Genomic DNA, 24453 nt, shown 5'->3' with positions numbered 1-24453 from the left:
GCGCGGCAAGACAGTCGGGAAATCCCGAATGGTTTCAGCCTGTTGCGATCTGACGCCAGTGATCTAAGGATGGAACAGAGACCCGACGAGATAGGCAATTGCCGCCGCCGCTCCACCAATCGCCAGCGTCTCAAGCCCCGAGCGCCACCAAGGCGCCAGCGACCACCGGCTTTTCATCGCGCCGATGGCAAAGAAAACGCCCAGTGTCATCAGGACCGAGGCTGGAAACGCGCCCTGAACACCCAACAGGAACGGCACGAGCGGAACCATGCCGGCCACGACAAAGGCCGCGAACGTGGCCGCAGCGGCCTTGAGCGGATGCGGATCGACGCTGCCCAGCCCGTATTCGCCCTCGATCATCAGGTTGATCCAAGTGTCACGATCGGCGGTGATCGCGTCGGTTGCCTGTTCCAGCACCCGGCCTGACAAACCCTTGCGGGACAGGATCTCCAGCACCTCGCCGCGCTCGCCGTCGGGGTAGAGGCGGATGTGGCGCTCTTCGATAGCGCGGATCCGGCGGATATTGTCCAACTCGGCCTTGGTCCCCGAGTAATTGCCCGCCGCCATCGAGAACCCGTCGGCTAGCACGTTGGCCAAGCCCAAGGCCACGATGACAAAGGGCGAAAGCCCGGCCCCGGCCACGCCTGCCACGATGGCCAGCGTGGTCACCGATCCGTCGATCCCGCCATATACCACGTCACGCAGGACCCCGCGCCCGGGTGGGGCGTCGATCCGGTCTGCGATTTCCTGTTGGGTGTGGCCGTGATCCGCCATGGCTGGTCTCCCTTCCAAGAGATTGTGCCCTGCGTGGCGGCCCGATGGCTTTGCGGCAGATCAACCCTTGGAAAACAGCCCGCCCAGCGCGCGCGAAACCATGCCGCGGGTCGACGGCCTGTGCCGGTCCGAGAAGGGCAGCGGGCGGCAGACCTCCATCGCAGCCACGCCGACGCGGGCGCTGAGGGCGCCGTTGACCAGTCCTTCGCCAAAGCGGCGCGACAGCTTGCTGAGGACCGACCCGCCCAGAACCGGTTCGAGCAGGTCGTCACCCACGGCCACCGCGCCGGTGGCCACCAGGTGAACGAACACCGCACGGGTCAACCGCCAGCCCCCCAGAAACCCGGCCCGCCCGCCATAGATCTCGGCAATCCGGCGGATCATCCGCAGCGAGGCCAGCAGCGCCGTCGCAACATCGGCCAGCGCCAGCGGCACCAGCGCCGTCACCGTCGCGACCTGGCGCGCGGCGGCCTCGACCTCGCGGCTGGCGGCGGCGTCGAGCGGGGCCAGCAATTCATCCTCGACCAGTCCCAGCAGGCCCGAAGCGTCGAACTGTTCTTCGATCCGTTCGACCAGACGGTCGCGGCCCCAGCGCGTATCCTCGCGCCCGCGATAGAACGCGATCAGGCGCTGCGTCACGGCCCGGGCCTGTGCCAGATCGGCATCGGCCAGCGCGGCATCGGCGGCGCGGCGCATCCCGTCCACCCGCGACAGCCGGCCCAGCGCGGCCAGTTCGCGCAGCGCGATCAGCAGGGCCACCAGCACCAGCGCGCAGATCAGGCCGGTCACGATCCAGCCCAGCACCGGCACGCTGGCGATCAACGAGGTGGCGAAATTCCATGCGACGACAGAGACCGCCGCCCCCACGACCGCAACCGCCAGCCCCCAAAACCACCGCCCAAGAACCGACGGCTTGCGCGCGGCCAGCCGGGCCGCGGCCTGCATCGCCTGCCCCTGGGGCGGCGCGATATTCGGTACCGGCGCGGCCTTCGACACGTCGGCGGCCGGGGCATCCTCGTCAAGCTCGATCAGAACCGGACCCTTGGCCATGCGTCACTCCTTTTTCCGCCATACGAACCGAATGTCCGGCAGTTGTTCATCATTGTCGGCCCCGTCGCTGCGGGCCACTTCGACAAAGCCGTGCCGTTCGTAGAACCGGCACGCGCCCGTGTTGGCCTGAAACGCATACAGCGCCAGTTCTCGGCGACCTGCCTTGGCGCTGTCCAGCAGTTGTGTGCCGATCCCCTGATTCCGCGCGGCGGGGCTTAGGTACAGGCAATGAACCTCGGTTCCGTCCATGGCCAAAAAGCCTGCGACCTTGCCGCCCTGTTCGGCAACCGTGACCCATCCATTGTCAATCATCCGCCCGCAAAAGGCGATGGCTTCGGCCCCGGTATGCAGCTCGGGCATCCAGTCGTTTTCGAGTGCAAAGCCGTGCAGGATCTCTCCGATCGCCCCGGCGTCGAGGCTGCGCGCGGGCCTGAGGGTAACAGTCACAGCCGGTCTCCGATCAGGAACTGCGCGGCGCGGTCCAGCCGGATATGCGGCGGGCCGTCACCGGGGCGCAGCGACAGATTCGCCGGGGCAAAGGTCATGAACCCGAAATCCTCGCCCAGCCAGGTGTCGGCCCCCTTGCGTGCAGGGCCCAGCAGATGGGCGGGGTCTTCGGGCAGCTCTCCGGGGTAGAAGGCCGCCTGTTTTCCATTCTCCAAACTACCGCGCACGCAGGGCAGTTCGACGCCGTTGTGATTGCGGATCTCTTCGGTCGTCACGCGCAGCGCGGCGATGGACATTGCGGCGGTTTCGGCCCCGGCGAACCTGGCGCGGTCGCGCGCCTCGCGGGTCAGGGCCTCCATGATCGCGGTCAGGCGCGGGTGTTGCAGGTGGTGCAGGTGATCGGCCTTGGTGGCCGCGAACAGGATGCGTTCGACCCGCTTGCCCAGCAACATCTGGCTGAGCCATGCGTTGCGGCCGGGCCGGAAGGCTGACAGGATGTCGCCCATGGCGCGGCGCATGTCCTCGACCGCCTGCGGACCCTTGTGAATCGCGCCCAGCGCATCCACCAGCACCACCTGCCGGTCGATCCGGGCGAAATGATCCCGGAAAAAGGGCTTCACTACCTGCGATTTGTAGGCCTCGAACCGGCGATCCATCTCGCGGTGCAGGCTGCGGCGGCGCGCGGCGCTCTCGACCGGCAACGGCGCAAAGGTCAGCACCGGCGACCCGGCCAGATCGCCCGGCAGCAGGAACCGGCCCGGCGTGCAGTCATAAAACCCCGCATCCCGCGCGGCAGTCAGATAGTCGGCAAAGCCCCGCGCCAGGGCCTGCGCGGTGGGTTCATCATGGGGGTCGGCCGGATCAACGGATTTGATCTGGGCCAGGAAATCGGCGGCGGCCGGACGCTGCGCGATCCGCTCCAACGTTTCGCGCGACCAGTCGTCATAGGTTTTTTCGAGCAGTGCCAGATCCAGCAGCCACTCGCCGGGATAGTCGACGATGTCCAGATGCACGGTGCGCGGCCCCTGCAGGCCGGCCAGCAACCCGGCGGGGCGAACCTTGAACGACAGGCGCAGCTCGGACACGGCGCGGGTGCTGTCGGGCCAATGGGGCTGAGGCCCGGTCAGGGCCGACAGGTGCGATTCATAATCGAACCGGGGCACTGTGTCGTCGGGCTGCGGCTGCAGGTAGGCGGCGTTGATGCGCCCCTCCTGTTGGGCGACCAGGCCGGGCATCCTCCCCCGGTCCAGCAGGTTGGCCACCAGCGACGTGATGAACACCGTCTTGCCCGACCGCGCAAGACCGGTGACGCCCAGCCGCACGACCGGTTCGAAAAACGTCTCGGACACGCGGTCGCCGACGGATTCGACGCCGCGCACAAGACTGTCTGCCAGTGATGAGATGACCAAACCGCCGCCCCGCATTTCTTGTTTGTCCCAAGATAGGTAGCCGCTGCCCCGGTTGCCAGCGCTTTTGCCGCCTGCCCTTGCCCGGGCGCCTCCGGCAGGGTACCAGCAGCCCATGCCCAGATACGCGTTGAAAGTCGAATACCAAGGTGAGCCGTTTGCCGGATGGCAGCGGCAGAAAGAGCTGCCCTCGGTCCAGGGCGCCATCGAGGCGGCCTTGTCGAAACTGCAGCCCGGGGCACACACGATCGCAGCCGCGGGGCGCACGGATGCGGGTGTTCACGCGCTGGGGCAAGTGGCCCATTGCGACCTTGAAAAAGACTGGGACCCGTTCCGCCTGTCCGAGGCGCTGAACTATCACCTCAAGCCGTTGCCGGTGGCGATTCTCAAGGCCGCGCGGGTGGCGGATGACTGGCATGCGCGGTTCTCGGCCATCGAGCGGCAATACCTGTTTCGCATCCTGATCCGCCGTGCGCCCGCGACCCATGACAAGGGCCAGGTCTGGCAGATCGGGCATCCGCTGGATGTCGCCGCGATGCAGGAAGGGGCCGACATGCTGATCGGGCGGCACGATTTCACCACCTTCCGGTCCTCGATCTGCCAGGCGGCCAGCCCGGTCAAGACGTTGGACGAGCTGCGCGTCGAACAGGTTCAGGGCTTTTCCGGCCCCGAGGTGCATTTCCACGTCCGCGCCCGGTCCTTCCTGCACAACCAGGTCCGCAGTTTCGTCGGCACGCTGGAACGGGTCGGCGCGGGCGCTTGGACACCGCAGGACGTGCGCGATGCGCTCGAGGCCGCCGACCGCGCGGCCTGCGGGCCGGTCTGCCCGCCGCAAGGATTGTACCTGGCGCGGGTGGGCTATCCCGATCCTGTTTTCGACTGACGTCAGAGCGCGCGCAGCAGCAATCCGCCCGCGATCACTGCGATCAGCAGCCCGGCCACCAGTTCGATCGTGGGTGCCAACACGGCCGCGAACCGCGTGGCCGAGGCCGAGGCCAGCAACCCGCCCCGCAACCCGAACGACGTCCAGCCAACCAGGGTGGTGACGGTCGCGGTGCCCAGCGCCATGGCAAAGGCCCCGGCGATGCCGACCATCGCGATGCCCATCTGCCAGGTCAGGATCAGCACGAACAAGGCCCCGGTACAGGGTCGCGCGGCGATACCGGCGATCAGGATCAGCGCCTCGCGCAGGCTGCCGACCTGGGCCACCTCTTCGGCGGTGGGGCCGTGACGATGCCCGCAATCGGAACAGACTTCGCCGTCGTGGTGGTGATGCCCGTGATCATGATGATGGTGATGGTCATGCGGAGCACTGTCCGCACGACCGCGCCGGGCGAAACTGCGCAGCGATCGCAGAACCAGCCACAGCCCGATGGCCGCGATCGCGCCATAGCTGACCGGGGCCATGATCTGTTCGGTGGTGCCGACCAGGCTTTGCCGCGACATCTGGAACACCAGAACGCCTGCATAAACCAGAACGATGGCCGTCACGGCCTGCCCCAGCGAGGACAGCACGCTGATCGCCGACAGGCGCAGAAATGCGACATTGCGGCCCAGCCCGTACCCTCCGATCAGCACCTTACCATGCCCCGGCCCCACCGCATGGAAGAACCCATAGGCAAAACAGACGGCCAGCAGCGTGGCCACGGCCTCGGGCTGTTCGGCCCGCGCGGCCCGAAGGGCTCGGGCGATCTGGTTCTGAAATTCCCGCTGCTCGCCCGCGGCCCAGGACGCGAGGTTGTCAAAGCCTCCGCTGCCCCAGAACCACAGCAGCAGCGCTATTGCCAGGCCGACCGGCAGGATCAGGTAGCGGGACATGAAACGCGGATCTCGGTGGCAAAGCGTTCACCGACCAGGGGGATGTCGTTCTCCTCGAGGTCATAGTCGGCGTCCAGGGTCAGCAGAAAGGCCTGCATCTGGGCCAGTTCGCCGTCGATATCCGGCTCGAACCTGTCGATCCGGCAGGATTCAGGCCCGGAAACGGTGACCGGACGCGTCACTTCGTAGGCGGTATAGAATGTCTCGTCATAGGGTTTGGCAGACAGGCTTTGGGCGGGCAAAGGGTCGCCCTCGACCTTGCGCAGATGGGTTGTCACGATACGACCATCCTCGGTCGTGGCGCGCGGTTCCAGCGGACCGGACAAGGCAACCGGTTGATCGGCGGCCAGGATGACCAGATCGCCATTGTATCCTTCGACCCACTGCGCGTCGAAACCGGCGAGGCGCTGCTCTTCGGCTTCGGACAGCACGCCGTCGCCGTCCTGATCCAATCTCATGTCTTCAAGCACTAGCAGCGAGTAGAACTCGTCATAGGCCCAGGTGACGCGGACATGGGTCAGGTTGCCCGACTCGTCCACTATGAACTCCAGCCCGGTGTCGATGAAGACATGCGGGTGCGCCACCGCGGTAAACGGCAGGCAACAGGCGAACAAGGTGGGTATCCAGCGCATGAACGCGAAGATAGGGTGCCCGACCGGCGCTGGCAACGCGGTTCGGCGGTAAGCACGGATTTTGCCGCTCATTTCGGCGGAAACAGGACCAGCGTCTGCAGCGCCGTGCCGATCGGGCCTTGAGTATCGTACAGAACCGACTGCGACATCCCGATGCCGCTGGGCTGCCAGTGCGACACGGAGTCCGAGGCGAGCCAGTCGGAGGTCGGCTCGCGGTGGATCTGCACCGTCAGGTCGGTGTTCATGAACCCCATTTCCGAGGTCGGCGCATTCCACGAAATTCCGTTGCCGCAATCGGCCAGCGGGCACAACGACTGGATCGGCGAGGGGGTTTCACCCTCGAGCAGAAGCGGGGTGCGCATCCAGATGGTTTTCGGCCCCGCCCCCTGGTTGCCGCCTTTGGGATAGGCCACCTCGGAATGATGGGCAAAGCCGGGCAGGTCATGCCGCATTTCGCCGATGGGAAACGGGCCGTCTTCGATCTGCGACAGGTCGGGGCCTTGGATCGCCACATTCGGCACCGGCCCCAGATCCCGGCGCGCCAGATGCATCGTGGTGGCGGTCGCGCACAGCGTATCGTCCAGGTCATGCACCGTGACGCGCGTGGTGGCCAGCGTCTTGGTGTGGCGCACGGTCTCGGCGGCCACGCGAAGACCGGACAGAGGCAGCGGGCGCAGCAGATCGACGGTCAGGCGGGTCAGCATCTTGTCGGGGCCGACCTCGATCTCGGCCGCGCGCACGATCAGGCCCGCAACCGGGCCGGCATGACAGTGGTCAGCCGACCACGGCCCGCGCGCCGGGTCATTTCCGACAAAGGCCCCGTCGGGCGCGACCCGGAAATAAGCGGTCTTACCCACCACTGGCTGCATCGCCGCGTCCTGCATCTCAGATCTTTTCCTGGGTATGCTTTTTCAGTTCGGCCCGCGCCACCTGACGGCGATGCACCGCATCCGGGCCATCGGCCAGCCGCAGCGTGCGCACATGCGTCCAGGCGGTGGCCAGCGGCGTATCCTGGCTGACGCCCTGCCCGCCGAACATCTGCACCGCCTCGTCGATTACCTTCAGCGCAACGCGCGGTGCCACGACCTTGATCTGGCTGATCCACGGGGCCGCCGCGCGCGCATCGCCCTGATCCATGTACCACGCGGCCTTCAGACACAGCAGGCGGGCCATCTCGATCTCCATCCGGCACTCGGCGATGATGTCGAAATTGGCACCCAGTTGCGCCAGCTTCTTGCCGAAGGCTTCGCGCTGCAGGGCGCGTTTGCACATCTGCTCCAGCGCCATCTCGGCCTGGCCGATCGCGCGCATGCAGTGATGGATACGACCGGGCCCGAGGCGCCCCTGCGCGATTTCGAACCCGCGGCCCTCGCCCAGCAGGATGTTCTCGGCCGGCACTCGGACATTGGTGAACCGGATATGCATGTGTCCGTGCGGCGCGTCGTCATGGCCGTACACTTCCATCGGGCGCAGGATCTCGATCCCGGGCGTGTCGGCGGGCACCACGATCATCGACTGGCGCTTGTGCTTGGGCAGGTCGTCGCCGCCGGTCTTGACCATCACGATGTAGACCTTGCAGCGCGGATCGCCCGCGCCGGACGACCACCATTTCTCGCCATTCAGAACATAGTCATCCCCGTCCCGCACGCAGGACATCGAGATATTCGTGGCATCCGACGAGGCTACATCCGGCTCGGTCATCAGATAGGCCGAGCGGATCTCGCCCTCGAGCAGCGGCTTGAGCCACTGCTCTTTCATCTTCTCGGTGCCGTAGCGCTCGAACACCTCCATGTTGCCGGTGTCGGGGGCGGAACAATTGAACACCTCGGCGCCCAGCGGGGTCTTGCCCATCTCTTCGGCGAAATAGGCGTATTCAACCGTGGTCAGACCAAACCCCTTGTCGCTGTCGGTCAGCCAGAAATTCCACAGACCGGCCGCCTTGGCCTTGGCCTTCAGGCCTTCCAGTATCTCGGCCTGGCGTTCGGTGTACTGCCAGCGGTCGCCCTTGTTGATCTCGGCCTGGTATTCCTCTTCCAGGGGCATGATTTCGTTGCGGATCATGTCGCGGACCCGCTCCAGCAGCGCCCGGTTCTCCTCGCGCAAGACAAATGACATGTTCATGAAGAATCCTCCGTAGATCCCGGAACCGGGCTTTACCTTTGCGCCGAGGATGGCTTAGCTGCGGCAACTGTGTCCAGCCGCGTGACGGCACGTCACTTGCAATCAATTTGAAACGGAAGAGGGGCGCAGATGGCGTTGTTAATCGATACCGGGCTGTCCGACTGGATGAGCGATGCCGAGATTGCCGAAGAAGTACGGCAACATGCACCAACGGCCGATGTGCGCACGCCAAGCACAATTGGTGACCCGGCCGAGGTCACCATGGTGGCGGTTGTCGGCCTGCGGGACGATCACGCGACCCGCCTACCCAATCTGCAGCTGGTGCAAAAGTTGGGCGCCGGAGTCGAGACAATCGTGTCGAACCCCGCCCTGCCCGCGCATGTCCGCGTGGCCCGCCTGAAACCGGACGCCCCGGCGCAAGGCATCGCAGAGTGGTTTCTGGCCTATATCCTGTACGCTCACCGGAACATGGGCTTTCACGCGGACGCTCAGCGGCGGGCCGAGTGGCGGCCGAAAGCGCCGGTGCTGACATCTGACACCGTAGTCGGAGTTCTGGGGCTGGGCCATATCGGCAGCCGTACCGCCCGCATGCTGCGCGATGTCGGGTTCCAGGTCATCGGCTGGAGCCGGTCGCCCAAGCAAATCGAAGATGTGACCTGTCTGCACGGGCAGGATGCTTTGCCGGGAATGCTGCGCGGTTGCGACCATGTCTGCGCGATTCTGCCCTCGACCCCCGAAACCATCGGCTTGTTTGACGCAGAAATGCTCGGCGCGATGAAGGACGGCAGCCAGTTGTTGAATGCGGGACGTGGCGACCTGATCGACGAGGAAGCCTTGATCGAGGCACTTGACCGGGGTCGTCCTGGGCACGCGGTTCTCGATGTGACCGCACAAGAGCCGTTGCCCAAAGACAGCCCCTTATGGCGGCACCCGGCGGTCACGATCACACCGCATGTGTCGGGATGGCATCTGGGTGATGCGTTGGCGGATGTTGCCCAGAACTTTCTGCGGCTGAGCGCAGGTCAGCCCCTGCTGCACGAGGTTGACCGCAGCCGCGGCTACTGAGCCGCGATTACGGCGTCAGAATCCAATTGCCGCTGGCATCCTTGCACTGACGGGTGCGGATTTCCGGGTTGGGCGCCGCCCCGGACGGCTGCACAAAGTGCTGGAAGTGAACGCAGTTGTCCTTCACGTCCCGTATCCTGACCGTGCCTTTGGTGCCCGTTTTCTCGTTGACCCAGTTGCGCTCCTGCCCGACGCTTGGGGTCCCGCCTGCCAGCATCGACGACGTCGTTGCGTCCAGAACCTGATAGTCGTCCGGGCTCAGCCCCATTTCAGCGATGATCCGGGACAGAGGCTTGGCATCGACCGCCCCCACGACACCCGACAAAAACAGCGCAAACAGGGCAGCAGGCAACCGGACAGTCATGCGAAACTCGCTTTCGTGAAAATTGATCTGCACCAAGAATATACATCCATGCAATCAGGGCCAAGCCCCAGCGGCCGGACCTTCAAATAATGCCGAACAAACCTATCGGACTGCCGGCGCTATCGGCCCGCCGCTGATGCGACCATAGTAATCGCAAACCAAGCTTGAGGCACAGGAATGGCTGATCAAAACTACTACGCGCCCACCGGCGGGCTTCCGGACCAGACTCAGCTGCTGACCGACCGCGCCATGTTCACTGACGCCTATGCCGTCATCCCGAAAGGCACGATGCGAGACATCGTGACCAGCTTTCTGCCGTTTTGGGAACAAACCCGACTGTGGGTCCTTTCGCGCCCCCTCAGCGGGTTTGCCGAGACGTTTTCGCAATACATCATGGAGGTCCAGCCGGGCGGCGGCAGCGACAGGCCCGAGACGGACCCGGAGGCTCAAGGCGTGGTCTTCGTCGTCGAAGGGTCGGTTACCCTGACCCTTGCGGGGCAGGTCCACGTGCTGGACACAGGGGGCTATGCCTACATTCCGCCCGGGTCCGATTGGACCCTGCACAACCGCTCTGACGCCGTGGCCCGGTTCCATTGGGTACGCAAGGCCTATGAGGCCGTACCCGGATTGCCGGCCCCCGATCCGATCATCACCAACGAACGCGACGTCGCCCCAACCCCAATGCCCGGCACCGAAGGTCGGTGGGCCACCACGCGCTTCGCGGATCCAAGTGATCTGCGCCATGACATGCATGTGAACATTGTCACGTTTGAACCAGGCGGGGTCATCCCCTTTGCCGAAACGCATGTCATGGAGCACGGGCTTTATGTGCTTGAGGGCAAGGCCGTCTATCGACTGAACCAGGATTGGGTCGAGGTCGAGGCCGGTGACTACATGTGGTTGCGCGCGTTCTGTCCTCAAGCCTGTTACGCGGGCGGGCCGGGGCGATTCCGGTATCTGCTCTACAAGGACGTCAATCGGCACATGCCGTTGAAACTGTCCACACGATGACCAGCAAAAGGTTCTGAAAACGGGCTTTTGCGTCGGCAGGGGTTCACAGGGACGGCGGAATTTGCTGAAATCAGAGGTGATTTCGTTTTGTTCATTCGTGGAGATTGGTCGATGAAACTGCGCGCCCCTCTGACGGCACTGGCCATGATCGGCCTCATGGTCGCCGTCGACACCGCCCCGGTCGTGGCGAAGGAAGCGACCAAAACCGTATCCGTCATGAGCCGCACATGGGCTGTGACGCAGGTTGCGGATGCCCCTGTCGTGTATCGTGCGACCCGCGACAACAACAACCTCAACCCGTTCGGCCCGCCGCCACGCCTGCGCACGGTTCAGGCCATTGCGGCCATCCAGCAGGCAACCGGGTGCAAGGTGATCCGGTCAAGCATGTACCAGAATATTTCGGGCCAGTTCTTCTCGCAGGTCAGCTGCGGATAGCGGCGACGCCATACAGGCATTGAGGTCGGTCAAACGGCCTGCCATAGCTTGCGCATGAAACTCGCAATCAACGGATTCGGCCGCATCGGCCGCACGATCCTGCGGCAGGTCATGGCCCTGCCAGCGGGTTCGGATATTCAAGTGGTGCTGGTCAACGACATCGCACCGCTGGAGACCTGTGCCTATCTGTTCAAGTACGACAGCACGTTCGGCCCCTATGCCGGTTCGGTCGAAACCAGCGCCGGAGCCTTGCAGGTGGATGGACATTCGATTCCACTGAGCCACAGCGACGACCTTGCCGATGTCGATCTGTCCGGCGTGGACGTGATGCTGGATTGCACGGGTATCGCGCGCAGTTCGGATGTCGCAATCCGGGGCCTGCAGGCAGGGGCTAGCAAGGTGCTGATTTCCGGCCCGTCCCCGGCCGCCGAGACAACGATCGTTCTGGGTGCCAACGAAGACATGCTGGGCAATGCCCGGATTGTATCGAACGCGTCCTGCACCACCAACGCGCTGGCGCCGCTGGCCAAGGTGATCGACGAGATCGGGGGCATCGCCTCAGCGCACATGACCACGATTCACTGCTACACCAACAGCCAGCCGATGGTGGACGCTCCGCGCGGCGACCTGGCGCGGTCGCGGGCCGGGGCCTTGTCGATGGTGCCCACAACGTCAAGCGCGACCCATCTGATCGACGTGGTTCTGCCGCATCTTGCAGGCCGCATCTCGGGCGCGGCAGTTCGGGTGCCGACGGCCAGCGTCTCGGCCATCGATCTGGTCGTGACCCTGCAAAATGGAACGGAACCCGAGCTGTTCTTGGTCGAATTGCGTCGCGCCGTCGAGGCTTCAAAGGTGCTCGGCTGGACCGACTTGCCGCTGGTCTCGTCCGATCTGCGTGCGCGACCAGAATCGCTGGTGATTGCCGGACCGGAAACACGTGTCGTCGGGCAAAATCAGGTCCGGGTTTTCGGATGGTATGACAATGAGTGGGGTTTTTCGGCCCGTATGCTCGATGTCGCCGGGATGATGGCCCAGTTGGAATAGCCCGCAGCGCGCTTGGCGCTGCAGGGCTGAGTTACAGGTTTCAGTCGTGCGGCAAACTGCCAGCGCCGTGACCGGCCATTCCGCCCGAGACCTCTTCGGTCGACTCCTCGGCCAGTTCATGCGGCAGAATGAGGTTCAGCACAATGGCGATGAGCGCTGCGGGCAGCAGTCCGCTTGTCATCAGGATGCGGATTGTGTCCGGCAAATGCTGAACCGCGCCGGGTTCCAGTTGCAAGCCAAGCCCGATCGACAGCGAGATAGCGAAGATCACCATGTTGCGGCGATTCCAGTCCACGTCAGACAACATCGAAATACCGGCAGCCACCACCATACCGAACATGACGATCACGCCGCCCCCCAGAACTTCGATCGGAACAGTGCGTATGATGGCGCCGACCTTGGGAACAAGTCCGCACAGGATCAGGAACAGCGCACCAATCGTGACGACATGGCGGCTCATGACACCGGTCATCGCGATCAGACCAACGTTCTGACTGAACGAGGTATTCGGCAAACCGCCAAAGATACCGGCAACCGCCGTACCCACACCATCTGCGTAGGTCGCTCCCGCGATTTCTTTGTCCGTGGCCTCGCGACCCGCACCGCCTTTGGTAATGCCCGAAACGTCACCGACGGTTTCGACCGCTGACACGAAAGCCATGAGGCAGAACCCGATCACCGCCGCAAGCGAGAATTCGAACCCATATTTGAAGGGCACCGGCAGCGCGAAACCAGCGGCCCGCGACCAGCTTGTTCCAATGGTTTCGAACGTCACCATTCCGACCATCAGGGCGTAGACATAGCCGACAGCCAATCCGACCAGAACCGCAGACACCGACAGCATTCCGCGAGCAAAGAACTTGAGGCCCAGCGTGACGATCACGACGACCAGTGCCGCAGACCAGTTGAGCAGCGATCCGTATTCCGGCGTACCGATCGCCGGGACACCACCCGCCGCATACTGGATGCCGACCTTGACCAGTGCCAATCCGATCATCGTCACAACAAGGCCCGTGACCAATGGCGGCAGAGCGAAGCGAATCTTGCCAATGAACATCCCAAGGCAGGCGTGAAAGATACCGCCGATCAGAACGCCTCCGAACAGCGCAGCAAGGGCCTCGACGCCCTTGCCAGCCACCAATGGGATCATGATTGGCAGGAACGCAAAGCTTGTTCCCTGAACGATGGGCAATGCCGCACCAACCGGGCCCAGCGTGATGGTCTGCAACAAGGTCGCCAGCCCTGCAAACAGCATCGACATCTGGATCAGATACAGCAGCTCGGGAAAATCGGGCGAGTTCGACCCGAAGCCAAACCCGGCCGCACCGGCCACGATGATGGCGGGGGTCACGTTTGACACAAACATTGCCAGAACGTGCTGAATCCCAAGTGGTATCGCCTTGTGCAGCGCAGGCGTGTAATTCGGATCCCGAAGCTGATCGGGTGTTCCTATCGAAGTTTCGGCCATGATCTCAACTGTCTCCCTGTTTTCTCATGGGGGTCTTGCCGCTTCTCCGACGGCTTCAAAATTGGCTTAGCGTTCAACCACCTCGTAAGGGGTGTCGAACCAGTGCTCCTCGAGGTTTGCACCCGAACCGATACGGTCGACTACAGCGAACAGGCCAGGCGCGTGCAGCGGCGTCAGCACGCCATGCCACGTGCCCCGATGGTAGTTCACGGCCTGTCCCGGCTGCGTCACGAAGGCCTGTGGCCGGCCCGGAACGCCATCCTCATCCGGCGCGACGATCACCAGGAACGGCTGGTGGGACATGGGAATGAAGGCCTGGCTGCCCTGAGGGTGACGTTCGACCATGTCCAGTTGAAAGGGCAATGTCCGTGGGTTGGCGTCGAACAGGCTGATCCCCGCGCGCCCGTCCGCAAAGTCCAGAACCGCCCGGTCGTGATACCGCCCGCACTGACCCTGATTGATGATCTTGTCCGGCGCACCGGAAACCTCGAGCACGTCACCGAACGGCGCAAAAGCTTGGGCCGTCAGCGGCGCGATATGGACGACTCGCGTCATGAGAGTAGCAGGTCGCGCAGCCGGAACTCGGCGATGCGCTCGACCTGACAGCAGGCTTCGGCGAGCTCGGTCTCGCGGTCATTCTCGATGCGCCGCTGGAACGCCTGCAGGATCGAGGCCTTGTCGTGGTCGCGCACCGCGATGATGAAGGGGAAGCCGAATTTTTCGGTGTAACGCGTGTTCAAATCGGTGAAGGCGTCGCGCTCGGCGTCGGTCAGGGCGTCCAACCCGGCCGAGGCCTGCTCGGAGGTGCTTTCGGCCGTCAGGCGTTTGGCCTGTGCCAGCTTGCCCGCCAGATCCGGATGCGCGGTCAGAACGCCAAGGCGTTCCTCGGACGAGGCCGAACGGAACACCCGCGCCAGCGCGTTGTGCAGCCCGCCCGCCGTATCATGGGCGGGGCCCAGTTCCAGCGCCCAGGCGCGCTCGGCGATCCAGGGCGAATGTTCGAAAATGCCGCCATAGGCCGCCACGAAGGCGTCGCGGTCCATCTGCGAGGGGCGTGGGCGATCCTGCGGCGGATGATGCGCCGCCCAATGTTCGGCAATCTGCAACCGGGTCGCGAACCATACATCGGAGAAGCCGCGCGCATAGTCCAGGAACCGCTTCAGCGCCATCACCCGGCCCGGTCGGCCGATCAGGCGGCAATGCAGACCGATCGACAACATCTTGGGCGCGCCCGCCTGCCCCTCGGCATAGAGCGCATCGAAACTGTCGCGGAGATAGGCGAAGAACTGATCGCCCGAGTTGAACCCCTGCGGCGTGGCAAAGCGCATGTCGTTGCAGTCCAGCGTATAGGGCACGATCAGCTGGTCGCGTCCGCTGACGTGCATCCAATAGGGCAGATCGTCAGCATAGGTGTCGGCCACATAGGCAAACCCGCCTTCCTCGGCCACCAGCCGAACGGTGTTGTCCGAACACCGTCCCGTGTACCAGCCGCGCGGGCGGTCTCCGACCACCTCAGTGTGCAGGCGGATCGCCTCGGCGATCTGGGCGCGCTCCTCGTCTTCCGGCATGTCCTTGTGCTCGACCCATTTCAGGCCGTGGCTGGCGATCTCCCACCCGGCGGATTTCATCGCCGCCACCTGATCGGGCGAGCGCGCCAGCGCGGTGGCCACGCCATAGACGGTCACTGGCAGGTCGGCCATCAGGCGATGCAGCCGCCAGAACCCAGCGCGGGCGCCGTATTCATAGATGGATTCCATGTTCCAATGCCGCTGGCCCGGCCAAGGCGCGGCGCCGACGATTTCGGACAGAAACGCCTCGGAAGCGGCGTCGCCATGCAACACGCAGTTTTCACCGCCCTCTTCGTAGTTCAGCACGATCTGCACTGCCAGCTTGGCCCCGCCCGGCCACTGGGCTTCTGGCGGGTTGGCTCCGTATCCAATCATGTCGCGGGGGTATCGGGGGGGCTGCATTCTGCTTTCCGTCTTCAATTTCAGGCTTCCATTCGGTTTATCCCATAAAACCGTGATGGATTATCAAATCAATCCGAACGCTGTTTCCGGTTGTTTCAGCGTTCCCTGTGCCATGGCCTTTGCCGCAAGATGGGCAATGCAAACCGGATTGCCTAAAATGGCATCCAAACACGAAACGTGCAGACAACAGCAGGAGCAACTCGTGGCAGGTTATCTGACGACCCACGTTCTGGACACGGCGCGCGGATGTCCGGCCGACGGGCTGAAAATCGCGTTGTACCGGGTGTCCGGCAATTCGCACCGGAAACTGGTTGAGATGGAAACCAACGCGGACGGGCGCACCGACAGTCCCATCCTGCCGGAAAAGACTTTCAAGACCGGTATCTACGAGTTGATCTTCTTTGCGGGGGACTACCTACGTGCCTCCGGACAAGCCGTTGAGGACCCTCTTTTCCTTGATCAAATACCGATCCGGTTTGGCATGTCCGACCCCGAGGCGCATTACCACGTGCCGCTTTTACTGTCGCCATTCGGGTATTCGACCTACCGGGGCAGCTGACCCCTTAGACCTGCGACGTCCGCACCACGTCGCCGATCCGCGAGATCATGAAATCCATGAACAGGCGCGCCTTGGGGTCCTGATGACGCCGATGCGTGTAGAGACACGCCATCTGGACCGAAACCGGTGGCGTGTCGACGGCAACGGGCACCAATCGCCCGGCCTTGAGATGCTCGGCCACTTCAAAAACGGGTTTCATCGCGATCCCCTGCCCAGCCAGCGCCCAATCAGTCAGAACATCGCCATCGTCGCACTCGAACCGCCCGGACACCGCAAACCGTTTGGGTCCTTCGGCTGTCTGCAGCAGCCATTGGAACTCGGTTGCTCCGGGGAATCGCAGATTCAGACATTCGTGCCGGTCCGAGATCAGCTCCGCCCCGGTCCGGGGCATGCCCCGGCGCGCAACATAGTCTGGCGCAGCACACAAGACGCGCTGGCAATCCGCGATTTTGCGGATTCGCAATGTGCTGTCTTCGGGTTGACCGATGAAGAACGCCAGATCCAGCCCTTCGGTCGTGAGATCAACAGACCTGTCCGTCAGACGCAGCCGCACGTCAATCTCGGGGTAGTCGGCAAGAAATTCCGGCACTTGAGGGGCCAACAGCCGTCGCCCGACCCCCAGTGGAGCCGCTACAAAAAGCGACCCCCGGGGCGCTTCGGTCAGGTGCACGACCTGCGCCTCGGCCTCGTTCACGGCATCCAGAACCGCAACCGCACCGGGGTAGAACGCCCGGCCCTGCTCGGTCGGGCTGAGGTTTCGGGTGGTACGCTGGAACAATCGCACACCCAAATGATCTTCGAGCTGGGAAATCCGCGCCGAAGTCACCGCTGGCGAGATTCGCAGATCGCGTCCGGCCGCGGACATGCTGCCAAGATCATAGACCCGGACAAAGGTACGGATATTGTCGAGATAGGACATCTTATCGTTTTTTTTGATACAGTTTGACAATATACGGGAATACCGAAGAAAACCCCGTTTGCCTAGTGTGTCGGCAAGCAATCGGAGAGCTTTGCATGTATGAATTCGCCGTGTTCTGGGACTGGATGGCATTTGCGGTGCGGTGGCTGCATGTCATCACGGCAATCGCCTGGATCGGATCGTCGTTCTATTTCATCGCGCTGGACCTCGGCCTGAACCGCGACATCCCCGGTCCTGCTGATGGCGAGGAATGGCAGGTGCATGGCGGCGGCTTCTACCATATCCAGAAATACCTCGTGGCGCCCGAGCGGATGCCCGACCACCTGACCTGGTTCAAATGGGAAAGCTATGCAACCTGGCTCAGCGGCGCGGCCCTGCTGATGATCGTCTACTGGGTGGGCGGCGAGCTGTATCTGATCGACGCACAGAAGGCCGATCTGGCACTGTGGCAGGGCATCCTGATCTCGGCGGCGTCGCTGACCGTGGGCTGGCTGATCTATGACCTCCTGTGCAAATCGGGGCTGGGCGAGCGCCCGACCCTGCTTATGCTGCTGCTGTTCGTTCTGCTGGTGGCGATGGGCTGGGGCTACAATCAGATCTTCACCGGCCGCGCGATGATGCTGCATCTGGGCGCCTTCACCGCCACGATCATGACGGCCAATGTGTTTTTCATCATCATGCCCAACCAACGGATCGTGGTGGATGACCTGAAAAACGGCCACACCCCCGACCCGAAATACGGCAAGATCGCCAAGCTGCGCTCGACCCACAACAACTATCTGACACTGCCGGTCGTTTTCCTGATGCTGTCGAACCATTACCCGCTGGCCTTTGCGACCGAATACAACTGGATCATCGCGGCGCTGGTGTTCCTGATGGGCGTCACCATCCGGCACTATTTCAACACACGCCACGCCCGGGCCGGCAACCCGACCTGGACCTGGCTTGTGACGGCCCTGCTGTTCATCGCCATCATGTGGCTGTCCACTGCGCCGATGTACAAACCGCTGGAAGAGGCCGAGGCGCAGCCCCTGACACAGTTCGAGGAGCGCTTTGTGCAGGCCAGCGGCTTTGAAGAAGCCCATGACGTAGTCTTGGGGCGCTGTTCCATGTGTCACGCGCGCGAGCCCGTCTGGGACGGAATCCTCTGGGCCCCCAAGGGTGTTCTTCTGGAAACCGAAGGTGACATCGCGCGCAATGCCGAGCAAATCTATCTGCAGGCTGGAGTCAGCCACGCGATGCCGCCGGCCAACGTCACCTATATGGAACCCGAAGACCGCGAGGCCATTATCCGCTGGTTCCGAAACGCGGGCCTGTAGCGGCAGCTTTTCCACAACTTCGCATGGGAACTGGGAAATCCGCGTTTATTTATTTGCCTGAGCGGTTTGAGATGATCTAACTGTTTCCAAGGGATCGCGGCGCCGCGACAAGCAGCGCAAATCAATGCGGCCCGGGACAGGTGGAGCCATTTGATGCAGGCGAGCAGACGTAGGGGCGGTCTGAAGAACTGGTGTGCGGGTGTGTTTTTTGCCCTCGCCCCGACCTGTGCGATGGCACTGGAAACATCGCTTGCAGCGCCAGGATTGTCGGACGACTTGAAAAAGCAGATTGAGGAAACGTCCTCGGTCATGACTGCCGACAACCGGGGGCTGGACACGCCGCTTGAAGTTCTGTCAGCCGCGTTGTCGGATTACCGAACGATCGTACAAATCCTCTATGATGCCGGATATTTCGGCCCGTCGGTCAGCATCAAGCTGGACGGGAAAGAAGCGGCAGATCTCAGCTCGCTGAGCGTTCCTGCGCAGATCAATCGGGCAACGATCACCATTCGCCCCGGCAAAGCGTACAATTTCGGAACCGCAGTCGTTCAGCCTTTGGCCCCCGATACGGAATTGCCCGAAGAGTTTGCCCCCGGCAAGCTGGCCACGACCGGCGCCATTCAACAGGCGACTTCGGCCGGGATTCAGGCCTGGAAGGACGCGGGCCACGCCAAAGCGAAACTGCGCGATCAACAGATCATCGCCCGGCACGCACAGGCCCAGCTGGACGCCCGGATCGACCTGGATCAGGGGCCGCGCCTGAAGTTCGGCAAGATGTATATCGAAGGCGGCACCGATGTCCGCCACAGTTCGATCGAGAAAATCGCCGGTTTCCCGTCGGGCGAGGTCTACTCGCCCGAAAAGTTGCAAAAGGTCGGCACACGGCTGCGGCGGACTGGTACGTTCAGCACCGTCTCGATCCAGGAACGGGACACGCCGAACCCGGACGGCACGCTGGATTTCGACGCCACCTTCGAGGACTTGCCCAAACGCCGCCTGACGTTTGGGGTCGAACTGGCCTCGCGCGATGGTCTCGACCTGACCGCCACCTGGACCCACCGCAACGTGTTCCGGCGCGCCCAGCGGCTACGCTTTGAGGCCGCCATCCGAAACATCGGCGGGTCTGAGGATATCGACGGGCGGTTGGGTCTGCGTCTGGATCAGCCCGACCGACTGGGCCCGGACGACAACACCTTCTGGAGCGCGCTGCTCGAGCGCCGAAACACCGACAATTACAGCGTGTCGGTTGCCTCGCTGACCTATGGTGCACGGCGGACATTCTCGGACGAGTTGTATGCCGAGGCGGCTGTGGGCTTTTCCTTCTCGAACGCTGACGACGCCTATGGTGACGGCCGCAAGTTCCGGTATTTCATCATTCCGTTCCGGTCCGAGTGGGACAAACGCGACAGCAAGGTCAGCGCCACCCGCGGGTATTACCTGGACAGCCAGTTCATGCCCTTTGTCGGCATCTCGGGCACGGATACCGGGCTGCGCCTGTTTTTCGACGGTCGCGCCTATACCAGCCTGGGCACTGGCGGCCGGATCGTGCTGGCCGGGCGGGTGCAACTTGGATCGATACTCGGCCCCCCGGCGGATGGTGTCACACCGGATTTCCTGTTCTTCTCCGGCGGCGCGGGCACCGTTCGCGGTCAGCCCTATGAAAGCCTTGGTGTCCCCGTCGGCACGGGCATTGCCGGCGGCAAGTCCTTTCTTGGCCTGTCGGGCGAGGTGCGCGGCAAGGTCACTGAAAAGCTGTCTCTTGTTGGGTTTTACGACTACGGTATCGTGGACACGTCTTCGTTCATTGGCAGTGGCGCCGAGTACCACGCGGGCGCGGGCCTTGGCGTTCGGTACGATCTGGGCGGCTTCGGCCCGCTAAGGCTGGACCTGGCGGTGCCTGTGCAAGGTGACACGGGCAACGGGCTGCAGTTCTATATCGGGATCGGGCAAGCATTTTGAGGCGCTACCTTTCATATCCTCTGGCGGTCGGGGCAACCGCCTTTGCCCTGTCCGGCCCCGTGGCCGCGCAAGAGGAAGAGAGTGGCGGTCTGCTGACCGATTTCCTGCAGAACACGTTATCCGGGGACAACCGCAATATCCGGGTCATCGGGCTGGAGGGCGCGCTGAGCTCTCGCGCACGCATCCAGGAGATCACGGTGGCCGACGACGAAGGAGTCTGGCTGACCATCAAAAACGCCGAGCTGGATTGGAACCGGCTGGCCCTGATCCGCGGCCGGTTTTCCGTGAACGCCCTGACCGCCGAAGAAATCGACATCGCACGCGCACCCGGCAAGACCACCACAGACGAACCGGCCGCCACCGCCGAGACCGAACCCTTTCAACTGCCCGAACTGCCCGTGGCGATCGAGATCGGTGAACTGCGCGTCAACGAGTTGTCCCTGGGCGAACCGCTGATAGGCGTTGCAGCAGACCTTTCAGTGGACGGAAACCTGAATCTGGCCGATGGCGCGCTGGACACCAAGCTGGACATCAACCGGTTGGACCGGGCCGGAGATCAGATAAATCTTGTGGCTGGTTTCCAGAACGAAAGCCGACAAATCGACCTGGACCTGACCGTCTCCGAGGCGTCAGGCGGGTTGATTTCGACCGCATTGAAAATACCGGACAGCCCACCCATCGGCCTGACGGCCAAAGGGTCCGGTCCGATCACCGATTTCACGGCGGATATCGGGCTGAGCAGTGACAATGTCGACCGTGTCTCGGGCCAGGTGCGCCTGCGCGGGATAGAAAAGACGGAAGGGGCGGCAGACGAAGGCATTGCCTTTACCGCCGACTTGGGCGGCGACCTGACCCCATTTTTGGCCGCCAACATGGATACCTTCTTCGGTACGGATACACGTCTGTATGTCGATGGCCGTACCGGAGCCGAAGGTGCGCTGGAGATTACCGAGGCGGACATCACGTCCGAAGCTTTGAAACTGGAAGCGCAGCTCAGCCTTGGAACAGGCGGGGCGCTGCAACTGGCAGCCGTCCAGGCAAGGATCTCGCCGCCGGCCGGGGACGACGTGGTCCTGCCATTCGGTGGAGGAGACACATCTGTCAAGGCCGCACAGCTCTCTGCCCTGTTCGACCACGAGAACGGCAATCATTGGGACCTGAGCCTGACGACCGAGAATGTTGTCACACCCCAAGTCCAGATTGCGCACACGCGGGTGACCGCACAGGGCACCCTGACTCAGATCGGCGGTCTGGACCTGACTGGGGATCTTCAAGCCTCTCTGGATGGTTTGGACTTGGCTGATCCTGCTCTGAACACAGCGGTGGGCGATCGCGTAACCCTTGATGGCCTGTTCGAATACGGACGGGACAAATCGCTCCGACTCTCGGGTTTCGAACTTGGGGGAACCGACTATTCAGCGACCGCCGATGCTGTCGTCAGCGGGCTTGAAAGCGGTCTGAAGATTGACGGATCGGCAACGATGCAGGCGTCCGATCTGTCTCGGTTCTCTGAGGTCGCCAAATTGGATCTGGGCGGCCGGGCATCGGTCCGGGTCGAGGGGGCGGGCTCGCCGTTGGAGGGCAGTTTTGACGGCAAGCTGGCCGTTTCCGGACAAAACCTGTCCACTGGTCGGGACGATATCGACCCCATCATCGCGGGCGAGACGGACATCACGCTGGACGCCAAGAGGGATGCAAACGGCATCCTGATCCGCGCTTTCACCATCGACGGCGAAACGCTGAACGCACGGGCGGATGGCGCGGTCACCACTCCGAACGGCAATCTGACCATCGACGGCCAGGCCCGGGTGAATGCCTCGGACCTCTCTGTATTCTCCGGCCTCGCCAAGCGCGACCTTGCGGGGGCCGTTCAGGCCCAGGTGGATGGCAAAGGCACCGTGCAGACCCTTGAGTTTGATGGCACTGCGCAGGTGACGACTACAGACCTGCAAACCGGGCTGGATCAGGTGGATCCGCTTGTGACCGGCCGCGTTGTCCTGAACTTCGACGGGGCCCGCACCGGTGACCGGATCGAAATCCGCAAGGCGACCGTTGACGCAGCCACGCTGAGTGCCCAAGTCGCGGCAACCATCGACGATCCGACCGGAAACCTGGCCTTTGACGGTCAGGCGCAGGTCAATGCCCCCGACCTGTCCGTCTTTTCCGGACTGGCAGGCCGTACGTTGGCGGGCGCGGTCACGGCGGATGTGACCGGTCGAGGGGCCCGTGGCAGCAAAGTCTTCGACGTGCAGGGCAAAATCAATGCAGAGGACATCTTGACCGGAATCCAAGCGGTGGATGCGCTGATCCCCGGACAGACGACGCTGACAGTCGACGCATCGAACGGCGAGGAAGGGTTGAACATCCGCAACTTCCGGCTTGCAGGGACAGCCTTGTCCGCCAACGCATCCGGCATCTTGAGCCGCGAAAGCGGCGGGCTGAGCTTCTCCGCCGCGTTGGACGACCTCGCCCGGGTTTCACAGACCCTGACGGGACCGCTGAAGGTGAACGGGAATGTGGCCCCCACATCCAGCGGTGTCGAGGGCACGGTCAGAGTGACCGGCCCGGAGACGTCCTATGCCAATCTTGTCGGCAGCGTAAATACGGATGGCTCGGCTGACCTGGACTTTGACGCCAAGTTTGATCGGGTCGAACGTTTTGCGCCCGAGTTTCCGGGCAGCTTGACGGCGAAAGGCAATGCAACGCGCCAGAACGGCGTGTGGACCATTGATGCCAATGCCGCCGGACCGGCCGAGATCAGCAGTGCAGTCAAGGGAACCTACGACGAAGCCTCGGGCAATGCCGACATCTCCGCACAGGGCGGCGTCAATTTGGGCATTGCAAACATCTTCATCACGCCCAACAAGATCGACGGATCGGCCCGGTTCGACCTGGCGTTGAAGGGCAAGCCGGCGCTGGAGTCGCTGAGTGGTCAGATCACCACCTCAGGGACGTCGATGGCGATCCCCAGCGTTGGGCAGACCATCACCGATATCGGCGGAACTGTAGACCTTGCCAACAGCCGCGCAACGATTTCGATGCGCGGCGGCATGCGCGCCGGAGGCGGATTTACGGTCAGTGGCCCGGTCGACCTTACACCGCCGTTCAACGCGCAGATCACAACTGCAATCAACAATCTCGTCCTGACCGACAATCTTTTGTACGAGACCACGTTGAACGGCCAGATCGCTATGACGGGCGCTTTGGCGGGGAACAGTTCGCTGGCCGGGCAGATCACATTTGGCGAGACCAATATCAACCTGGCCGCGGCATCTGGCGCGGTGGGGGCCGCGCCGATCCCGAAGATCGAACACGTGAACGAAAGCAATGCCAGCTACGTCACTCGGGAACGGGCGCAGTTGGTTGAAAAAGAGGAAACGTCGCAATCGGACTCTCGCATCTCTCTCGACATCAGCCTGTTGGCCCCCAAGGCGGTTTTCGTGCGGGGCCGCGGTGTGAATGCTGAATTGGGCGGTGCGATCTTCATCAAGGGCACCACCAAATCCGTCATCCCATCGGGCCAGATCGAACTGATCCGCGGTAATCTGGACATCCTTGGCCGGAGGCTGGCGCTGACCAAGGGCGTGGTCAGCCTGCAGGGCGACCTGACGCCGTATATCGAGTTCGAATCCTCGGCCAGCACTTCGGATGGAACCGCGACGTTGGAAATCGCGGGCCCGCTGGATTCTCCGACAGTCGATGTGTTCTCGGACCCCGAACGCCCCGCCGAAGAGGCGCTGGCCATGCTGCTGTTCGGCAACCGCTTTTCCGAACTGTCCCCGTTTGTCATTGCCCAGATGGCCGCGTCGCTGGCCCAGCTGAGCGGTGCCGGTGGCGATGCCACCAAGGGCGTTCGGGACGCCACGGGCGTAGATACCGTCGACGTCGGCGCGACCGAGGGCGGCGGCGGGCGTCTGGGCGCCGGCGCTTATCTGAGTGACAACCTGTACACCGATTTCACCGTGAACACCGAAGGCGACACCGAGGTGAACCTGAACCTGGACGTCAGCGACAGCGTGACAGTGCGCGGCACCGTAGATGGGCGCGGCGATACCGGCATCGGGATTTTCTTCGAGCGTGACTACTAAGACG

General features: G+C 63.2%; 22 protein-coding genes. 9 read left to right on the top strand and 13 right to left on the bottom strand.

The features are described 5' to 3' along the window. Positions 1-63 precede the first annotated feature (63 nt). From ACR3EL_RS03940 to ACR3EL_RS03925, 4 genes are read right to left on the bottom strand one after another with little or no spacing between them, the layout of a single operon-like run. The gene (locus tag ACR3EL_RS03940) at positions 64-774 is read right to left on the bottom strand and encodes a VIT1/CCC1 transporter family protein (protein ID WP_170337501.1); all 711 of its coding nucleotides are present in this window, start codon (positions 772-774) and stop codon (positions 64-66) included. 60 nt (positions 775-834) lie between these two features. Then, positions 835-1824 carry a YcjF family protein gene (locus ACR3EL_RS03935; RefSeq protein WP_480720513.1) on the bottom strand — a complete coding sequence of 330 codons (990 nt, stop codon included), beginning with the start codon at positions 1822-1824 and terminating at the stop codon, positions 835-837. 3 nt (positions 1825-1827) lie between these two features. Continuing rightward, the gene (locus tag ACR3EL_RS03930; protein WP_170337499.1) at positions 1828-2271 is read right to left on the bottom strand and encodes a GNAT family N-acetyltransferase; all 444 of its coding nucleotides are present in this window, start codon (positions 2269-2271) and stop codon (positions 1828-1830) included. Then, positions 2268-3680, bottom strand: a complete 1413-nt coding sequence (locus ACR3EL_RS03925; RefSeq protein WP_170337498.1) for a YcjX family GTP-binding protein — start codon at positions 3678-3680, stop codon at positions 2268-2270. The genes ACR3EL_RS03930 and ACR3EL_RS03925 overlap by 4 nt, the downstream gene beginning before the upstream one ends. Positions 3681-3792: 112 nt before the next feature. Between ACR3EL_RS03925 and truA the strand changes: the two genes are divergently transcribed. Continuing rightward, complete coding sequence (gene truA / locus ACR3EL_RS03920) at positions 3793-4560, top strand: tRNA pseudouridine(38-40) synthase TruA (protein WP_170337497.1); 768 nt, start codon at positions 3793-3795, stop codon at positions 4558-4560. Between the two features lie 2 nt (positions 4561-4562). Here truA and ACR3EL_RS03915 read toward each other — a convergent pair whose 3' ends face one another. The 4 genes from ACR3EL_RS03915 to ACR3EL_RS03900 form a co-directional block, all read right to left on the bottom strand. Beyond that, positions 4563-5495 (bottom strand): nickel/cobalt transporter, encoded by a 933-nt coding sequence (locus ACR3EL_RS03915; RefSeq protein WP_170337496.1) that lies wholly within the window; start codon positions 5493-5495, stop codon positions 4563-4565. Continuing rightward, a complete protein-coding gene (locus tag ACR3EL_RS03910) occupies positions 5480-6109 on the bottom strand; it encodes a DUF1007 family protein (RefSeq protein WP_480656760.1) in 630 nt (209 codons plus the stop codon). Before ACR3EL_RS03910 ends, ACR3EL_RS03915 begins: the two co-directional genes overlap by 16 nt. Positions 6110-6195: 86 nt before the next feature. Further along, entirely contained in the window at positions 6196-7011 is an 816-nt protein-coding gene (locus ACR3EL_RS03905; RefSeq protein WP_254437743.1) for a thioesterase family protein, read from the bottom strand. A gap of 1 nt (position 7012) precedes the next feature. Then, positions 7013-8248 carry an acyl-CoA dehydrogenase family protein gene (locus tag ACR3EL_RS03900; protein WP_170337494.1) on the bottom strand — a complete coding sequence of 412 codons (1236 nt, stop codon included), beginning with the start codon at positions 8246-8248 and terminating at the stop codon, positions 7013-7015. A 129-nt stretch (positions 8249-8377) separates the two neighbouring features. Here ACR3EL_RS03900 and ACR3EL_RS03895 point away from each other — a divergent pair, with 129 nt between their 5' ends. After that, complete coding sequence (locus ACR3EL_RS03895) at positions 8378-9313, top strand: 2-hydroxyacid dehydrogenase (RefSeq protein WP_170358124.1); 936 nt, start codon at positions 8378-8380, stop codon at positions 9311-9313. 7 nt (positions 9314-9320) lie between these two features. Here the strand turns inward: ACR3EL_RS03895 and ACR3EL_RS03890 are convergent, their stop codons facing one another. Further along, on the bottom strand, positions 9321-9677 hold the full coding sequence (locus tag ACR3EL_RS03890; protein WP_170337492.1) for a hypothetical protein: 357 nt from the start codon (positions 9675-9677) through the stop codon (positions 9321-9323). A gap of 177 nt (positions 9678-9854) precedes the next feature. Here ACR3EL_RS03890 and ACR3EL_RS03885 point away from each other — a divergent pair, with 177 nt between their 5' ends. The 3 genes from ACR3EL_RS03885 (at position 9855) to ACR3EL_RS03875 (ending at position 12167) form a co-directional block, all read left to right on the top strand. Next, positions 9855-10688, top strand: coding sequence for a bifunctional allantoicase/(S)-ureidoglycine aminohydrolase (locus ACR3EL_RS03885; protein ID WP_170371997.1), 834 nt, complete (start codon positions 9855-9857; stop codon positions 10686-10688). A 111-nt stretch (positions 10689-10799) separates the two neighbouring features. Further along, complete coding sequence (locus ACR3EL_RS03880) at positions 10800-11123, top strand: hypothetical protein (protein ID WP_170337821.1); 324 nt, start codon at positions 10800-10802, stop codon at positions 11121-11123. Between the two features lie 54 nt (positions 11124-11177). Then, a complete protein-coding gene (locus tag ACR3EL_RS03875) occupies positions 11178-12167 on the top strand; it encodes a type I glyceraldehyde-3-phosphate dehydrogenase (protein WP_480720505.1) in 990 nt (329 codons plus the stop codon). Between the two features lie 40 nt (positions 12168-12207). On the opposite strand, the gene ACR3EL_RS03870 is transcribed toward ACR3EL_RS03875, so the two are convergent. The 3 genes from ACR3EL_RS03870 to puuE form a co-directional block, all read right to left on the bottom strand. Continuing rightward, positions 12208-13635: a uracil-xanthine permease family protein gene (locus ACR3EL_RS03870; RefSeq protein ID WP_170337488.1), complete on the bottom strand. Its 1428-nt coding sequence runs from the start codon at positions 13633-13635 to the stop codon at positions 12208-12210. A 66-nt stretch (positions 13636-13701) separates the two neighbouring features. Further along, positions 13702-14190 carry an ureidoglycolate lyase gene (locus ACR3EL_RS03865; RefSeq protein WP_170337487.1) on the bottom strand — a complete coding sequence of 163 codons (489 nt, stop codon included), beginning with the start codon at positions 14188-14190 and terminating at the stop codon, positions 13702-13704. After that, positions 14187-15605, bottom strand: a complete 1419-nt coding sequence (gene puuE / locus ACR3EL_RS03860) for an allantoinase PuuE (RefSeq protein WP_170337486.1) — start codon at positions 15603-15605, stop codon at positions 14187-14189. The genes ACR3EL_RS03865 and puuE overlap by 4 nt, the downstream gene beginning before the upstream one ends. Positions 15606-15807: 202 nt before the next feature. On the opposite strand from puuE, the gene uraH reads away from it, so the two are divergent. Next, positions 15808-16164 (top strand): hydroxyisourate hydrolase, encoded by a 357-nt coding sequence (uraH, locus tag ACR3EL_RS03855; RefSeq protein WP_170337485.1) that lies wholly within the window; start codon positions 15808-15810, stop codon positions 16162-16164. 4 nt (positions 16165-16168) lie between these two features. On the opposite strand, the gene ACR3EL_RS03850 is transcribed toward uraH, so the two are convergent. Next, positions 16169-17083: a LysR family transcriptional regulator gene (locus tag ACR3EL_RS03850; protein WP_170337484.1), complete on the bottom strand. Its 915-nt coding sequence runs from the start codon at positions 17081-17083 to the stop codon at positions 16169-16171. Between the two features lie 95 nt (positions 17084-17178). Here ACR3EL_RS03850 and ACR3EL_RS03845 point away from each other — a divergent pair, with 95 nt between their 5' ends. From ACR3EL_RS03845 to ACR3EL_RS03835, 3 genes are all read left to right on the top strand, one after another. Next, positions 17179-18402, top strand: coding sequence for a urate hydroxylase PuuD (locus ACR3EL_RS03845; RefSeq protein WP_170337483.1), 1224 nt, complete (start codon positions 17179-17181; stop codon positions 18400-18402). 276 nt (positions 18403-18678) lie between these two features. Next, on the top strand, positions 18679-20361 hold the full coding sequence (locus ACR3EL_RS03840; protein WP_480656755.1) for an autotransporter assembly complex protein TamA: 1683 nt from the start codon (positions 18679-18681) through the stop codon (positions 20359-20361). Next, a complete protein-coding gene (locus tag ACR3EL_RS03835; RefSeq protein WP_170337481.1) occupies positions 20358-24449 on the top strand; it encodes a translocation/assembly module TamB domain-containing protein in 4092 nt (1363 codons plus the stop codon). The genes ACR3EL_RS03840 and ACR3EL_RS03835 overlap by 4 nt, the downstream gene beginning before the upstream one ends. Positions 24450-24453: the final 4 nt, after the last annotated feature.

This window comes from Ruegeria sp. BJ3 (assembly GCF_056535665.1).
The sequence above is the reverse complement of the archived record's forward strand: the minus strand, read 5'-3'. Positions and strand labels throughout refer to the sequence as shown.

Coding starts and splice junctions, on each gene's coding strand:
- ACR3EL_RS03940 (WP_170337501.1), bottom strand. CDS start 774: ATGGCGGATCACGGCCACACCCAACAGGAAATCGCAGACCGGATCGAC.
- ACR3EL_RS03935 (WP_480720513.1), bottom strand. CDS start 1,824: ATGGCCAAGGGTCCGGTTCTGATCGAGCTTGACGAGGATGCCCCGGCC.
- truA (WP_170337497.1), top strand. CDS start 3,793: ATGCCCAGATACGCGTTGAAAGTCGAATACCAAGGTGAGCCGTTTGCC.
- ACR3EL_RS03915 (WP_170337496.1), bottom strand. CDS start 5,495: ATGTCCCGCTACCTGATCCTGCCGGTCGGCCTGGCAATAGCGCTGCTG.
- ACR3EL_RS03905 (WP_254437743.1), bottom strand. CDS start 7,011: ATGCAGGACGCGGCGATGCAGCCAGTGGTGGGTAAGACCGCTTATTTC.
- ACR3EL_RS03900 (WP_170337494.1), bottom strand. CDS start 8,248: ATGAACATGTCATTTGTCTTGCGCGAGGAGAACCGGGCGCTGCTGGAG.
- ACR3EL_RS03895 (WP_170358124.1), top strand. CDS start 8,378: ATGGCGTTGTTAATCGATACCGGGCTGTCCGACTGGATGAGCGATGCC.
- ACR3EL_RS03890 (WP_170337492.1), bottom strand. CDS start 9,677: ATGACTGTCCGGTTGCCTGCTGCCCTGTTTGCGCTGTTTTTGTCGGGT.
- ACR3EL_RS03885 (WP_170371997.1), top strand. CDS start 9,855: ATGGCTGATCAAAACTACTACGCGCCCACCGGCGGGCTTCCGGACCAG.
- ACR3EL_RS03880 (WP_170337821.1), top strand. CDS start 10,800: ATGAAACTGCGCGCCCCTCTGACGGCACTGGCCATGATCGGCCTCATG.
- ACR3EL_RS03875 (WP_480720505.1), top strand. CDS start 11,178: ATGAAACTCGCAATCAACGGATTCGGCCGCATCGGCCGCACGATCCTG.
- ACR3EL_RS03870 (WP_170337488.1), bottom strand. CDS start 13,635: ATGGCCGAAACTTCGATAGGAACACCCGATCAGCTTCGGGATCCGAAT.
- ACR3EL_RS03865 (WP_170337487.1), bottom strand. CDS start 14,190: ATGACGCGAGTCGTCCATATCGCGCCGCTGACGGCCCAAGCTTTTGCG.
- puuE (WP_170337486.1), bottom strand. CDS start 15,605: ATGCAGCCCCCCCGATACCCCCGCGACATGATTGGATACGGAGCCAAC.
- ACR3EL_RS03850 (WP_170337484.1), bottom strand. CDS start 17,083: ATGTCCTATCTCGACAATATCCGTACCTTTGTCCGGGTCTATGATCTT.
- ACR3EL_RS03845 (WP_170337483.1), top strand. CDS start 17,179: ATGTATGAATTCGCCGTGTTCTGGGACTGGATGGCATTTGCGGTGCGG.